General features: G+C 62.3%; 10 protein-coding genes. 3 read left to right on the plus strand and 7 right to left on the minus strand.

Annotated features, from left to right (window positions below; translation table 11 throughout):
* Positions 1-743: 743 nt before the first annotated feature.
* From ACZM96_RS01520 to ACZM96_RS01550, 7 genes are all read right to left on the minus strand, one after another.
* Positions 744-1139, minus strand: a complete 396-nt coding sequence (locus tag ACZM96_RS01520) for a DUF6672 family protein (protein WP_489486877.1) — start codon at positions 1137-1139, stop codon at positions 744-746.
* Positions 1136-2248 (minus strand): ABC transporter permease, encoded by a 1113-nt coding sequence (locus ACZM96_RS01525; RefSeq protein WP_489486879.1) that lies wholly within the window; start codon positions 2246-2248, stop codon positions 1136-1138. The genes ACZM96_RS01520 and ACZM96_RS01525 overlap by 4 nt, the downstream gene beginning before the upstream one ends.
* Positions 2245-3288, minus strand: coding sequence for an ABC transporter permease subunit (locus ACZM96_RS01530; protein ID WP_294485351.1), 1044 nt, complete (start codon positions 3286-3288; stop codon positions 2245-2247). Before ACZM96_RS01530 ends, ACZM96_RS01525 begins: the two co-directional genes overlap by 4 nt.
* Positions 3285-4904 carry a sugar ABC transporter ATP-binding protein gene (locus ACZM96_RS01535; RefSeq protein ID WP_489486881.1) on the minus strand — a complete coding sequence of 540 codons (1620 nt, stop codon included), beginning with the start codon at positions 4902-4904 and terminating at the stop codon, positions 3285-3287. The genes ACZM96_RS01530 and ACZM96_RS01535 overlap by 4 nt, the downstream gene beginning before the upstream one ends.
* A gap of 302 nt (positions 4905-5206) precedes the next feature.
* Entirely contained in the window at positions 5207-6421 is a 1215-nt protein-coding gene (locus ACZM96_RS01540; RefSeq protein ID WP_489486883.1) for a DUF3798 domain-containing protein, read from the minus strand.
* Between the two features lie 468 nt (positions 6422-6889).
* Positions 6890-8431: a threonine ammonia-lyase, biosynthetic gene (ilvA, locus tag ACZM96_RS01545; protein ID WP_489486884.1), complete on the minus strand. Its 1542-nt coding sequence runs from the start codon at positions 8429-8431 to the stop codon at positions 6890-6892.
* A 37-nt stretch (positions 8432-8468) separates the two neighbouring features.
* Entirely contained in the window at positions 8469-9542 is a 1074-nt protein-coding gene (locus ACZM96_RS01550) for a tRNA(5-methylaminomethyl-2-thiouridylate) methyltransferase (protein ID WP_489486886.1), read from the minus strand.
* A gap of 194 nt (positions 9543-9736) precedes the next feature.
* Between ACZM96_RS01550 and recA the strand changes: the two genes are divergently transcribed.
* The 3 genes from recA to mutM all read left to right on the plus strand — a co-directional run bounded on the left by recA (position 9737) and on the right by mutM (position 14875).
* On the plus strand, positions 9737-10831 hold the full coding sequence (gene recA, locus ACZM96_RS01555; protein WP_294485343.1) for a recombinase RecA: 1095 nt from the start codon (positions 9737-9739) through the stop codon (positions 10829-10831).
* A gap of 237 nt (positions 10832-11068) precedes the next feature.
* Positions 11069-13723 (plus strand): alanine--tRNA ligase, encoded by a 2655-nt coding sequence (gene alaS / locus ACZM96_RS01560; RefSeq protein ID WP_489486887.1) that lies wholly within the window; start codon positions 11069-11071, stop codon positions 13721-13723.
* Positions 13724-13921: 198 nt separating this feature from the next.
* Positions 13922-14875, plus strand: coding sequence for a bifunctional DNA-formamidopyrimidine glycosylase/DNA-(apurinic or apyrimidinic site) lyase (gene mutM / locus ACZM96_RS01565; protein WP_489486889.1), 954 nt, complete (start codon positions 13922-13924; stop codon positions 14873-14875).
* Positions 14876-14983 lie beyond the last annotated feature (108 nt).

Raw genomic sequence — 14983 nt, forward strand, 5'->3', positions numbered from 1 at the left:
GCAATCGTTGATTTCGACGCACTGAAAGCGATGACACGAGGGGGGAATGATTTCCCCCCTTTTTTTCGCCCTGCGCCAGGGCTCGATGTTGATGGGAAAGCCCGGGCGGGCGTGAGTTCGTTCGCTGCCTACTGCTCGGCAGATTTGCGGCGGGGGGCGTTGTTGAGCGCGGGAGACGCTTTCGTGGCGGCTTTTGGACGGCGCAACGGGAACGTGTTCGGGCAAGTCTCTGGGAAGCGCGTTTGCGGTGCGACGCGATGCAAGAGGTCGGGGGACGGTGCGGAGCGCCTGCGGAAGGCGGGACGGCCCTGTTGCCGGGCGCTCATGCGCGGAAATTTCGCAGAACGTTTCGGCCTGCGGAGAAGGATGCGGCGGGGGGGCTCTGCCCGGGCAGGAGCAGCATGAGCGGCGGGGAAAACGCGATTTCTGCAAAACGGCGGCAAGGGCGCAGCCGTGAGGAAGTCTGCAATGCGCGGGCGGAAAAGCGTCGGCGCAAGAGGCCGCACGAAGGCCGACGGCCCAACGAAGGCGGTCAGGAAGGCGGCGCAAGAAAAGCGGCGCAGTGAATCCTCTCCGCGCCGCGAGCGGGGCAGGCCGAGGGGCGGCACTGGGAAAGCCGTCCGGCGCGCGATCTGTGCTCCCTGAGCCCGGCGGAGGCTCGGCATCGCCGTACGCGGGGCGCAAAAAAACGCGGCGTTCCTTTTGGGAAAGCGCCGCGTTTCTGCTTTGCCGTCGGCGAAGCGCTATTTGGCCCGCAGCCAGAATTCGGCCACGTTCACGTCCAGATTGTCGTCGAGATCCGCCACGCTGAACTTGAGCGTGCGGCTTTCGATGGGCTTGTCGTTTTCATCCAGGAGCTTGATGACCATGATGTGCTGTCGTCCCGTGGCCTCGCCGGTGCCGCTGTCGTCTTCCAGCAGGAACACGGGCTCCTTGTCGTCGATGAACACTTCCACGGCTTCCAGCGCCGGATGTTCCTGACCGTCCTGCCCGGTGAAGGCGTAGTTGCCGAGCGAAAGCTTGTAGGTCTTGCCCTGCATATAGCACCACACGCCGAGACCGATGAGCAGCAGAACAAGCACGCAGTTGACGAGAATATGCTTGAGAATGACGCGTCTGCGGTTGGGGAGCTCTCTCATGCGGCACCTCCGGATTCGCCGCGCAGGGCGGCGCGGGCGCGTTCCTTGTCGGCGTGGCGACGCCAGGCGTGCAGCACGAGCGCAAGGGAAATGATGGCGTAGCACACGAACACGCGGAAGTATTCGCCTATCTGCGCGTCGCCCACCAGATATTTGCCCGCCATGGGAGACACCACGAACATGAGGTGGAAGAGCAGCACGCCCGTGAACACGTTGACGATGGACGCGCGCGCCACGGTGGCGCCGCCCACGAGCAGGGAGGCGATGGCGAACACGCCGGCCTGTTCGTGGCTGTTGTAGGTGTTCAGGGTGCCCACGTTCTGCAGGAAGATGATCTGTCCGTAGGCGGCGAGCACGGTGGAGATGACGATGGAAATGATGCGGGTGCGCATGACCGGAATGCCCGCGGCGTGGGCCACGGAAAGATCCTGACCGGTGGCGCGCATGTCCTGGCCGAGCTTGGTGCGGCGGAACCACACGATGAACAGACAGAACACCGCGATGAGCAGGAACGTGGCAAGCGGCACGTGTATGCCCATGATGTCGAGCGCGATGGCGTTGTCGAGCGAGCCGCGGATGTTGTCGAGATTGGTCACGTTGCGGATGCCGTAGCCGCGGGAGAGCACGAGTTCGGGATTCAGAATGGGTACGAGGCTGCCGAAGCCGTAGAGCACCGCGAGCTGATACACGCCGTTCATGAAGAAGCCGAGAATGTACGAGGTGACCATTTCGCGGCCGCGGGCCTTGTTGAGCACCACGCCGCACATCCAGCCGAAGAGGATGGCGAGCGGGGTGGCGATGAGGGCGGCGAGTGCCATGCCGTACAGACCGGAGACGTTCCAGTCGCTGATGAAGATGAGTCCTATCTGCCCGGCCATGGCGCCGAGCACCATGCCGAAGTTGAGGCCCATGCCCGCCATGATGGGAATGAGCAGCGAGAGCACGAGGAAGGAGTTTCTGGCGAGTCTGGTGAGCATTTCCTGAATCAGGTACTCGGCCGTGAACTGGGAATAGTAGATGCCGATGGCGCTCACCAGCAGAAAGACGATGGGCACGGCGTTGCGCATGCAGAAGAGTGTGACGGCATTGCCGCCGGACGAGCTTTTCATGATCTTACCTTTGTCACACGGGTCAGGGCGTAGAGAATCATGCCGTTGGACACGATGATGCGGATGACTTCGGACATGTCGGTCTGCAGCATGCTGTTGATGACCGAAGGCGTCATGGTCAGTATGCCCTGGAAGAGGAACGTGCCCACGATAACGTTGATGATGGAGGCCTTTTTCACGGAAGCGCCGCCGATGAGCAGGGCGGCCACGGCCGGGAAGGCCATCATGAACGGGCCCATGTAGAGCTGAATGAAGCCGAAGCTCTGCTCATAGACGATGATGCCGAGCGCGCCGAGCCAGGTGGAAAGAATGACCGAAAGGGTGCGCATGCGGTTGATGTTCACGCCGCTCGCGCGGGCGTATTCGGGATTGGAGCCCACGGTGGTCATGGCCGTGCCGGTGCGGGTGCGCATGAAAATCCACATGAGGCCGCACAGCAGCAGGAAGAACAGGAACATGCCGGTGGGGAAGTAGAAGGATTCGCCGATGTTGAAGGCGGCGATGTCGCTGATGGCGCGCTGCCAGAACTCTTCCACCGACACGGTGGTGCGCAGGCCCACGCCCGCGTAGCCCCACACCATGTTCGAGCTGGAATAGGGCAGCACGAGCCACATGATGCACATGAACGCCACGGAGGAGAAGCCCACGTAGGTGGCGATCATCATTTCTTCGCCCTTGACCTTGTTGAGCAGCAGTCCGTATCCCCAGCCGAGAATCACGGCGATGGGCGTGGCGATGGCCATGGCCGCGAACACGCCGGGAATGCCTCTGGCTTCGAGTTCCACGCTGGTGACCGCGCCGAGCAGGCCGGCGATGATGCCGAGCGGCAGGCCGAAGTTGAGTCCGCAGCCGGACTGCACCATGGGCACCATGGCGAGCACGAGCACGCCGTTCATGCCGAAGCGCACGAGCGTGTCGCTGAGGGCGGCGTCCACGGGCACGCCCACGAAGGGAGCCACCAGAAACAGGATCACCAGAAACACCGCAATGAGAATGCGGGGCCATCCGGCTTCTTCGATGAATTTCTTGATGCGGTTCATGCGCTTGCCGCCTCCGTACCGTTGGAATTGTCTGTGGCGGCCTTTTCGGCCTCGGCGGCGCCTGCGCCCATGAGCAGATAGCCGAAGGCTTCGGAAGGCGTGCTCGCAGGCAGAATGCCCGCCACGGCTCCCTTGTCGATGATGGCGATGCGGTCGCAGACGGAACGCAGTTCCTCAAGTTCGGAGGAAATGACCACCACGGTCATGCCGTGTTCGCGGTTGTAGCGTTTCAGGGTGTCGAGCACCACTTTTTTCGCGCCCACGTCGATGCCGCGGGTGGGCTCGGCCACGAAGAGCAGTTTCGGCCTGGTTTCAAAGGCCTTGGCAAGGCACACCTTCTGCTGATTGCCGCCGGAAAGTTCCTGCACGAGCTGCTTTTCGCCAGTGCATTTGATTTCCAGATCGCGGATGTACTTGCGGGCGCATTCGGCAATGGCCTGTTCGTCGCGAATTTTCAGCGGGCCGAAGCTTCTGAGAAAGCGTTTCTGTGTCTGGAGCGAGGTGAAGATGATGTTCCAGGCAATGGATTCCTCAAGCAGAAGGCCGACGCCGCGCCGATCTTCGGACACGGCGGAAATGCCCATGGAAAGCGGCGAAACGGGATTGTTGAGCTCCACGTTTTTGCCGTGAAAGGTGACCTTGCCCCCCGAAGGATGCAGGCCCATGATGCCGTTGGCGATGCCGAGCTTGCCCTGACCGGCCATGCCGCCGATGCCGAGAATTTCGCCCTCGAACACGGTGAGGTTCACGTCGCGTACGGTTTCGCCGGGCATGTCCACCCAGAGGTGTTCGATGTCCATGACGACCTTGTTCGAGAGCTCCCGCGCTTCCTCGACGCCTTCGGCGCGGTCGATCTTGCGGCCCACCATGGCGCTTGCTATCTGGCGCACGCTGGTTTCGGCGGGCGTGGTCTGGAGCACCACCTCGCCGTCGCGCAGAATGACGATGTCGTCGCACACGCTCATGACTTCCTGGAGACGGTGCGAGATGAAGATGATGGAAATGCCCTGCGCGGCCAGACGGCGCATGGAGTCGAGCAGAATGTCGGCTTCGCTTTCGGTGAGCACGGCGGTAGGTTCGTCGAGCACGAGCAGACGGGTGCCCTTCTTGTCGATTTCACGGGCAATTTCCGTGAACTGCTTGTAGCCCACGGGCAGTTCGGAAATGGGGGTGGAGCTGTCGAGCTCGATGTTGAGTCTGGCGATGGCGTCGTCGGCCCGGCGCGTCATGGAGGCGCGGTCGAGGGTGGTGAGGCGGTCGCCGAAGGCTTCCACCAGCGGATTGTACACCAGTGTTTCACGGTTGAGCACGATGTTTTCCGCCACGGTGAACCCGGGAATGAGGGAGAATTCCTGATGCACCATGCCGATGCCGGCATTGAGCGCGTCCATGGGACTGCGGAAGTTCACTTCCTTTCCGTCTATCAGAATTTTTCCTTCATAGCCGCCGGTTTCCTGAATGACGCGCATGCCGAAAAGGATGTTCATCAGGGTGGACTTGCCCGCCCCGTTCTCTCCGACAAGGCCGAGGATGCGTCCTTTGCCGAGGGTGAAATTGACGTTTTTGAGCACCCTGTTGGAAAAGTACGCCTTGCCGACGCCTTCTACTCGGAGCAATGGTTCTTCTGCGCCCATAGGACCTCTTTTGCTGGGGATGTGTCTCCGCCGACGTGTGGATCGGGAAAAAAGGAGAAAAATGGGGAGACGTGATGGATGGAGCGTTTCAGAAAAAACGCAGAGAAGAGCTTAGCACAAAAAAATAAAAACGGCAAAAGCCTTTCCCCTGCCCGGGCGGAAGGCAGAATGAAATCTTGTAACACATTGAATGAGTTACGTTTTGCACGAGCGCAAATCGGGAGCAAAAAGCAGCGAAACGCGCAGTACAAAAAGGGAAGGCCGAAGCCTTCCCCTGTGAAGCGTTACTTGATCTTCTTGTACTTGTCGGGCACGGGCACTTCGGTCATGTGCATGTAGCCCTTGCCGAAGATGTACAGGTCTTCAAAGACCAGCACGTGATTCTTCTTTTCCTTGCCGGTGGCCACGTCCACGTAGTAGCCGCCGCTCCAGGTGGAGCCGGGGGTGGCGGCGTTGTAGGCCTCAAACACGTCTTCCTTCTTGAAGTGACGGCGGAAGCTGCGGCCGCCGGTCACGCCTTCCTTGGCGTACTTGATGGCGAGTTCGCCGAGGCCGAGGGAGTTGGTGAAGCCGTAGGAGTAGGTCCAGGTGCCCATGCGGCCGGCGGCGCCCTTGGCGATGACGGTGTCTTCCACGCGCTTCAGAATGGCGGGGAAGTTGCCGGACACGTCGGCAAGATCAATGCCGAGCGCGCCGGGATAGCCCATGAGGGGAGAAGGCAGGTCGGCTTCGATGAAGTAGCCGCCCTTGTCTTCGGTGAGGCGCTTGAGCAGAGGTTCGGTGTGGGCGTCGTTGGTGCAGAAGAACGCGGTCTTGGGGCCGAGCTTGTCGAGCCACTGGGGAACCTGTTCGAGAATGTACTGCTGGGCGCCAGCCACGCCTACGTCGGAGGTGGGATCGGGAGCGCTCATGAAGTGGAATTTCACGCCGAGGTCCTTGCAGGCGACTTCCATGATGTTGCGACGGCGGGAGAGCAGCTCGTAGCTCATGTGACGGGGGAAGGAAATGTGGACGAAATCGGTTACGCCGAGCTTCTTGGCGGCGGCGATGATGAGATAGCCGCGGGAAATGTTGTCGGCGTTGATGGCGAGGTCGGCGGCGCTTTCAATGACGTTCGGATCTTCATGGGCTTCGCCCACGAGGAGCATGATGTCGGGACGCTTTTCGCGGATGCGCTGGAAGGCGGCGGTGGTGCCGGGAATGCCCTGATTGACGATGACGGCCTTCATGTCGGGATCGTCGGCAAAGGAAACGATCTGCGAAATGGTGGTTTCCATTTCAGTCATGAAGTTGTCGGGGTAGGTGATGTGCTTGATCATGCCGCCGTTGGCGACGTCTCCGTACTTTTTAATGAGCGCTTCGGCTCCGCGCAGGTCGTCTTCCGACTGGGAAACCGTGCCCGTGCAGATGCCGATGTGAATTTTGGCAGGCTCCGCGGCGGAAGCCTGTGTGGCGAAGGCCATCAGCCCCAGACACATGGCTGCGAGAAAACGTTTCACCTTTCATTCCCTCCTTGAGAAATAAGCGACCGGTCTTTTAGACCAATTATGTTCCAACATATACCGATATCACGGAAGATGTCAAAAAGGAAAAAATAAGGTGGGAAGCGAGGGGTGGCGGAACGGAGGGAAGAGCTTGCGTTTTTTGGAGGCGTCCGGTGGAAGTGCCGATGCTCATCCGGCGAGGGATGCGAGGCGGAGCAGAAGGGGCGTTGCAGGGCGGCCTTGGAAGACGAAGATGCTCGGAAGAGGGAAAGATGGGGGCTCGGTCGGGGATGCGGGAAGGAGAGGCGGAGAGAACAGGCGGGAAGAAAAGAGGGCGATGCCTGAAGAAGGCGGGAAAAGCGAAGCGCGCCGCACGGGCAAGAAGCGCGTGCCTTATTCTTCTCGCCATGCCGGGCAAACAAAGGCGGCCCGCACAGGCCACGGACGCGGAAATCGTCCGGGGAGGCGGGCCGCCGGAAGGTTTTAGTCAAGCGGCGAGAGGAACTTCTTGCACGCTTCGTTGTCGGTTTCGTCCCACCAGGCGAAGCCGAGCTTGTCGAGATTGGCGTAGAACTCGTCGCACTGTTCGGGCGCGACCTCGAAGCCGCAGGCCACGCGGCCGTATTCCGCGCCGTGGTTGCGGTAGTGGAACATGGTCACGTTGAAGTTCGTGCCGAGCGTTTCCAGGAACTGCAGGAGCGCGCCCGTGCGTTCCGGGAACTGGAAGCTCAGGATGTGCTCGTTCTTCACGATGCTGGGAGCGCGGCCGCCGATCATGTAGCGCACGTGGCTCTTGGCGAAGGTGTTTCTGGTCATGTTGGTCACGCTGTAGCCGGCTTCGCGCAGACCGCTGATGATGCGTTCAAGCTCGTCCATGCCTTCGGTGAGGCGCAGCGAGGTGAAGATTTCCGCCTGCGAGGGATCGGAGAAGCGGTAGTTGAATTCCGTGACCATGCGGTTGCCGAGCTTGCGGCACAGATCGAGGAACGCGCCCTTTCTTTCGGGAATGGTGACGGAAATGATGCCTTCGCGCTGTTCGCCCACTTCGCAGCGTTCGGAAACGAAGCGCAGGGTGTGGAAGTTCATGTTCGCGCCCGAGAGAATGGCGGCCATGCGCGCGTCCTTGATGTCGTGGCTTGCGGCGTATTTCTTGAGACCCGCCAGCGAGAGCGCGCCGGAAGGTTCGGCGATGGCGCGGGTGTCGTCGAAGATGTCCTTGAGCGCGGCGCAGATTTCATCGTTGGAACAGGTGATGATTTCGTCGAGGTTCTCGCGCAGCACGCGGAAGGTTTCGTCGCCGATGCGCTTCACGGCCACGCCGTCGGCGAACAGGGAAACGCGGTCGAGGGTGACGGGCTCGCCCGCCTCCCACGCGGCCTTGAGGCAGGCGGAGCCCTTGGCTTCCACGCCTATGACCTTCACCTGAGGCAGAATCTGCTTGATGTACACGGCGATGCCCGCGGCGAGTCCGCCGCCGCCCACCTGCACGAACACGTGCGTGAGACGGCTGTCCTGTTCCAGCAGCTCGCGGGCGATGGTGCCCTGACCGGCAATGACGTCGGAATCGTCGTAGGGAGGAATGAGGGTGAGTCCTTCTTCCTTGGCGAGGCGCATGGATTCGGCATAGGCCTCGTCGAAGCTGTTGCCGAAAAGCACCACATTGCCGCCGAAGCGGCGCACGGCGTCCACCTTGATGTCGGGCGTGGTCTTGGGCATGACGATGGTGGCCTTCACGCCGAGCCTGGAGCCGGAAAGGGCGCAGCCCTGCGCGTGGTTGCCCGCGGATGCGGCAATGATGCCGCGCTTTTTGGCTTCTTCGGGCAGCCTGGCGATTTTATTGTAGGCGCCGCGCAGCTTGAACGAATGCACGGGCTGAAGATCTTCGCGCTTGAGGCTCACGCGGCAGCCCACGCGTTCCGAAAGCTTTTCCATGTATTCGAGCGGGGTCACGCGGGCCACGTCGTACACGGGGGAAAGAAGTATTTTGCGCAGGTATTCTGCGGGGGTGGGATGTTCTGTGGACATCGGGGCGTTCTCCTGTGCACGTCTTGCGGCGTGCCGTTTATTTTCCGGCGTTTTGTTCGCAGGATTTTCCGGGCTTGCGCAGGGCGTGCAACTCGTCGCGTGCGTCTTCCCAGGTGGGTTCATGGAACACGGTTTCCCGGCGGGGCGTGACTTCCACCATATGCGTCTGACCGTTCACTGTCACGCGCACGCTGATGCGCTGCCCTTCCTCGCTCGCGCGGCAGGCCCGCGGCGAATAGGAGGCCACGAGCGCGGCGGCTTCGCGCAGGGAGTCTTCGTCCCAGGGGCGGCTGCGGCGGCCGAGGGCGATGGGGCCGGGAAAGCCCGCCACCTTGAAGTGAACGTCGCCTTCGCGGAGGAGTCCGGCATAGGCTTCGTTGTCGAACTTGTGGCGGCCTATGGTGAGCCAGCAGTCGTCGTGCCAGAACTGGCGGCCCACGTCGGCAAGTCGAAAGTCGTTCACGTCGGGGGAGGCGAGGCGGGAGAGCACGGGCCAGAAGCGGCGGGTGTTTTCCTTTTCCGTGAGCTTGCAGCCGCCGCCGGGCGTGGGAATTTCGGTGATGTGGAACTGTTCGGCAAGGGCGAGCTGTTCCTTGCGGCCGCGTCCGTTCATGCCGAGCAGGCGGGAGCGGTCGATGAGGCCCGATTCCTCGGGAGCCGTGGGATCAAGCAGCTTGGCGCAGAGCGGACGCACGAGAATGTCGCGCACGTCGGCGTCGCGGCGGATGACGTTGAGCGTGTCGCGCCGCTGCGACATGGGGCGCTGTCCCAGCACTTCGCCGGACACGATGAACGTTGCGCCGTATTCGGCCATGCGTTCCTTGGCGAGGCGCATCATGAGAATCTTGCAGTCCACGCAGGGATTCATGGCGCTGCCGAAGCCGTGTTCCGGGCCGCGGCGGAGCATGTCCACAAACGGCGCGGAAGCGTCGATGGCGTCGATGTCGAGTCCGTAGATCTCCTGCCAGTGTTCCACGCGGCCGGGATGGCCGAAAAAGGGCGAGTAGAAGTGCAGGCACTTGATGGTCCTGCCTTGTTCCATGAGCAGCCGGGCGGCGAGAATACTGTCCAGTCCCCCGGAAAAAAGAGCTATGCCGTCATAATTTTTCATGACTCTTTAGATAGATGGTATGCGGCGCGCTGGCAAGTGTTTCTCTTGCCCCCCGCCCGCCCTTTTGCTAATGTTCCTGTCTTGGGGCGTTTCCCCTCGGGGAAACGCTGCCTCCGCACGGCGTCGCGCTTGTCCTGAAGGGCAGGGCGTTCGTTTCGTGCGGCAATACGCTCTTACTTCAGGAGATGTCATCCATGGCGAAGAAGCCTCTTGTTTCCGCGGAAGATGCCCGCCGCGAAGCGCTCAAGACAGCCCTCAGCACCATTGAAAGAAAGTATGGTCAGGGCGCGGTCATGAAGCTGTCCGACGGGGCGCACGTGCATGTGCCGGTCATTCCCACCGGTTCCCTCGGCCTCGATCTGGCGCTGGGCATCGGCGGCGTGCCGCGCGGCCGCGTGACCGAAATCTACGGCCCTGAATCTTCGGGCAAGACGACGCTCACGCTGCACATCATTGCGGAATGCCAGAAGCTGGGCGGCGTAGCCGCCTTCATCGACGCGGAACACGCCCTGGACGTTTCCTATGCGGCGAGACTCGGCGTCAAGACCGACGAGCTGCTCATTTCCCAGCCCGATCACGGCGAACAGGCCCTCGACATCGCCGACATGCTGGTGCGTTCCGGCGCTGTGGACATCGTGGTCATCGACTCCGTGGCCGCCCTCATTCCGCAGGCCGAACTCGACGGCGCCATGGGCGAAACCCAGGTGGGCAGTCAGGCGCGCCTCATGTCGCACGCCATGAGAAAGCTCACCGGCACCATTCACAAGTCGCGCACCTGCGTGATCTTCATCAACCAGATCCGCATGAAGATCGGTCAGATGGGCTACGGCAGCCCCGAAACCACCACCGGCGGCAACGCGCTCAAGTTCTACAGCTCCGTGCGCATGGACATCCGCCGCGTGCAGACACTCAAGGATCGCGACGAGGCCTACGGCTCCCTCACCCGCGTGAAGGTGGTGAAGAACAAGATGGCTCCGCCCTTCCGCGAAGCCAAGTTCGACATCATCTGGGGCACGGGCATTTCCCGCGCAGGCGAAATCCTCGACATGGCCGTGGACGCGGGCATCGTGGACAAGAGCGGCGCGTGGTACGCCTACGGCGACGAAAAGCTGGGCCAGGGCCGCGAACGCGTGCGCGACATGCTCAACGAGAACATTGCCCTGCGCGATGAAATCGAGGCCAAGGTCAAGGAGCATCTCGGCATGAATGCCGACGGCGTTCCCGCAGCTGCGCCCGTGGAGAGCGAAGGCCTTCCCGGCGACGAGGACAGCTACGACGAAAGCTACTAGCAATGTTTCGCCGGACGCTCCGCCGAAAGCGGGGCGCTCCGGCGTTGTTTTCCGGCAGAGGGCTTCGGCGCGGAATGCGCCTGAAAACGTTGCTCTCCGATCGGAAAACGGGGCGGGGAAGATGTTCCCGGGGAACGTTTTCCGGCCCGTTCATCACGAAAACTTGCGGGGGAAGAGCGCTCTTCCCCCGTCTTTATGAGAATGAGAGGTCACGGTATGGCTCAATCGGAAGAACATATGCTCACTGCCAAGGAAATACGTCGAAAGTTTTTGGACTTTTTTGCAAAGAACGGACATGCCATAGTGCCTTCTTCGTCCCTTGTGCCCAAGGACGACCCCACGCTGCTCTTCACCAACGCCGGCATGGTGCAGTTCAAGAAGCTCTATCTCGGTCAGGAACGCCGTTCCTACCGCTGCGCCGCCACCTCGCAGAAGTGCCTGCGCGTTTCCGGCAAGCACAACGACCTTGAAAACGTGGGCCGCACCGCCCGTCATCACACCTTCTTTGAAATGCTGGGCAACTTCTCCTTCGCCTACTATTTCAAGCGCGAAGCCATCACCTTCGCGTGGAAGTTCGTGACCGAGGAACTGCATCTGCCCGCCGAAAAGCTCTACGTCACCGTGTACGAAAACGACGACGAAGCCTACAACCTGTGGCAGGAAATTGCGGGCATGCCCGCCGATCACATCACCCGCATGGGCGAGAAGGACAACTTCTGGACTATGGGCGACACCGGTCCCTGCGGTCCCTGCTCGGAAATCTACATCGATCAGGGCGAGGACATGTCCTGCGGTCCCAACTGCGGCATCGGCAAGTGCGACTGCGATCGCTTCCTTGAAATCTGGAACCTCGTGTTCACGCAGTACGATCAGAAGGAACCCGGCGTGCGCGTGCCGCTGGAACATCCCAACATCGATACCGGCATGGGCCTCGAACGCATCGCCGCCGTGTGCCAGGGCAAGCGTTCCAACTTCGACTGCGACCTCTTCCAGGACATCATTCAGTACGCGGCTTCCATCGCCGGCGTGAAGTACAGCTTCTCCGCGCCCGACACCAACGACGTGGACACCGCGCTGCGCGTCATCGCCGACCACAGCCGCGCCGCCGCCTTCATGATCGCCGACGGCATTCTGCCTTCCAACGAAGGCCGCGGCTACGTGCTGCGCCGCCTCATCCGCCGCGCGCTGCGCTTCGGCACGCTCATGGGTCTGCACGAGGCCTTCCTCTACAAGACCGTGGGCAAGGTGGTGGAAGTCATGGGCGACGACTATCCCGAACTTCGCGAGCACGCCGACTTCATTTCCCGCGTGGTGTTTGAGGAAGAAAACCGCTTCCGCGTGACTCTCGACAAGGGCCTCGCCATGCTCGACAGCGAACTCGAAGCGCTCTCTGCTGCCGGCAAGACCGTGATTCCCGGCGACGTGGCCTTCCGCCTGAACGACACCTACGGCTTCCCGCTCGACATCGTGTCCGACGTGGCCTACAAGCGCGGCTTCACCGTGGACGAGGAAGGCTTTGCCGAAAAGATGCAGGAACAGCGCGCCCGCGCCCGCGCGGCGTGGAAGGGTTCCGGCGAAAAGGATCTGGCGGCCCGTTTCCGCGGTCTGCTTGAGGAAGGCATGCAGTCGGAATTCGTGGGCTACGACACGCTGAAGACGGAGAGCCGTATCGTGGCGCTTCTCGACGAAGACGCCCTGCCCGTGGAAAAGCTGGACGCCGGAGCCAAGGGCTACCTTGTGGCCCTTCAGACGCCCTTCTACGGCGCGTCCGGCGGCCAGAGCGGCGACACCGGCACCCTGACCACGGAAGAAGGCAAGGCCCGCGTGACCGATACGCTCAAGCCCATGCCCACCCTCATCGTGGAACAGATTGAAGTGACCGAAGGCGTCATCCGCGCCGAGCAGGAAGTGGAGATGGAAGTCTCCGAGGGCGACCGCATCGCCGCGGCGCGCAACCATTCCTGCACGCATCTGCTTCAGGCGGCCCTGCGCAAGGTGCTGGGCAGCCACGTGCATCAGGCTGGCTCTTCCGTGGGCCCCGACCATCTGCGTTTCGACTTCACGCACATCGCCGCCATGACCGACGAGGAAATCGCCGCCGTGGAACGCGAAGTGAACGCCATGATCATGGCCGACTACCCCGTGACCACCCGCGAAATGGATCACGACGAAGCCGTGAAGTCCGGCGCCATGGCGCTGTTCAATGAAAAGTACGGCGACAAGGTGCGCGTGGTCAGCATGGGAGCCGAAGGCGCCGAGCCCTGCTCCATGGAACTTTGCGGCGGCACGCATCTTTCCCGCACCGGTCAGGCGGGCTGCTTCGTCATTCTTTCCGAAGGCGGCGTGGCCGCCGGCGTGCGCCGCATCGAGGCTGCCACCGGCTGGAACGCCTACAACATCATGAACGAGCGCCGCAGCGAACTCAACGCCCTCGGCGCGCTGCTCAAGGTGCGCTCTTCCGATCTCGCCTCCCGTGTGGAAGCCATGCAGAAGGAAATCAAGAGCCTGCGCAAGGAACTCGACAAGGCGCAGGCCGCGAGCCGCGGCGACGTGATGTCCGCCGTGGAAGAGATTGCCGGCGTGAAGGTGCTGGCCGTGAAGGCCGGAGCCATGAACGTGAAGGCGCTTCGCGAAATGATGGACGACGTGCGCTCCAAGATGCCTTCCGGCGTGGCCTGCCTCGTGTCGGAAGACAACGGCAAGGCGCAGATGATTCTCTATGTGTCCAAGGACCTGCACGACCGCTTCACCGCGCCCGCGCTCATCCGCGACGTGGCCGCGGCCATCGGCGGTTCCGGCGGCGGCCGTCCCGACCAGGCGCAGGCGGGCGGCAGCAATCCTGAAGGCATCGACGAGGCCTTCAAGATTCTCAAGCAGAAGATCGCCGGTTAGTTTGTGTTGACGGAAGGGAAGGGGGATGCTCCTTCCCTTCTTTTTTGTGCTCTGCGGCAGGTTTCCGCAAAAGGCGTCGGAACTTCGGCGGAAGCGGACGCGTCGTATCGTGCGCAAGGCTCGCATTCTTGCGCAGGTGCTGTTCGGCGTCGGGGCCTGCCGTGCGGAGCGCGGATGAATCATGGTCAGGAGAGGAACATGCCGGAACTTCCCGAAGTGGAAACCGTGGCGCGCACGCTTGCGCCGCAGGTGTGCGGACGGCGCATTGCGGCCGTGGACGTGCTGAACGCCGGAACATGGCAGGGGGAGGCGGGCGCGGAGCTCGTGGCGGCCGGGCGATTCGTGGCGACGGGAACGGGAAGGCGCGGCAAGCTGTTGCTGCTCTATCTTTCCCGCGAGGCAGACGTGCTGCCTGCCTCGCGCCCGGAAACGGAGATTCCCGCGCCGGAGCGCGCGTCGTGCTGGCCGCTCTGCTACACGGCCAGAGGTGCGGAACGCGGTCGTCCTTCGCTGGACGGAAAGGAGCCAGGCGACATAACGGCGCTGGCCTTCCATTTGCGCATGACGGGCAGGCTCTTCGTCTATCCTGCCGGAACGCCGCCGGAAAAGCACACGCGGGTGATATTCACGCTGGACGACGGCAGGCTTCTCTTTTTTGACGACACGCGCAAGTTCGGTCAGGTGAGGGCGCTCTCGACCCGGGAGATGGAACGCTGGTCGTTCTGGCGGGAGCTCGGGCCGGAGCCTCTGGAAATGTCGGACGAAGCCTTTGTCGAACGTTTTTCTTCCGGGCGGGCGGTGAAGGCGCTGCTGCTCGATCAGTCCGTGGTGGCGGGCGTGGGCAACATCTACGCCGACGAGAGTCTGTTCCGCGCAGGCATTCGGCCGGACGCGCCGGGGAAGTCGCTTTCGGCGGAACGGCTGGCGAGTCTGCACCGGGCGCTTGTGGAGGTGCTGCTTGAATCCATCCGCGACTGCGGAAGCTCCATTCGGGACTACCGCACGGCCCGCGGCGACGTGGGCGCGTTTCAGAACCGTTTTCGCGTGTACGGCAGAGCGGGGGAGAAGTGCGTTTCCTGCGGCCGGGCTCTGGCGTCGGGGCGCGTGGCGGGAAGAATGACCGTGTGGTGCCCCAGGTGTCAGAAGCGCTGAGCGGCGCTCGGCAAAAGAGACCGGCACTTGGGCTCAGACGCAGAACTCAGGGCTTGGCGCAGAAGTTGCGGCGCAGTGCCTGCAACGCAGGTCGGAGAGCTGCGGCTC

This window comes from Mailhella sp. (assembly GCF_057866825.1).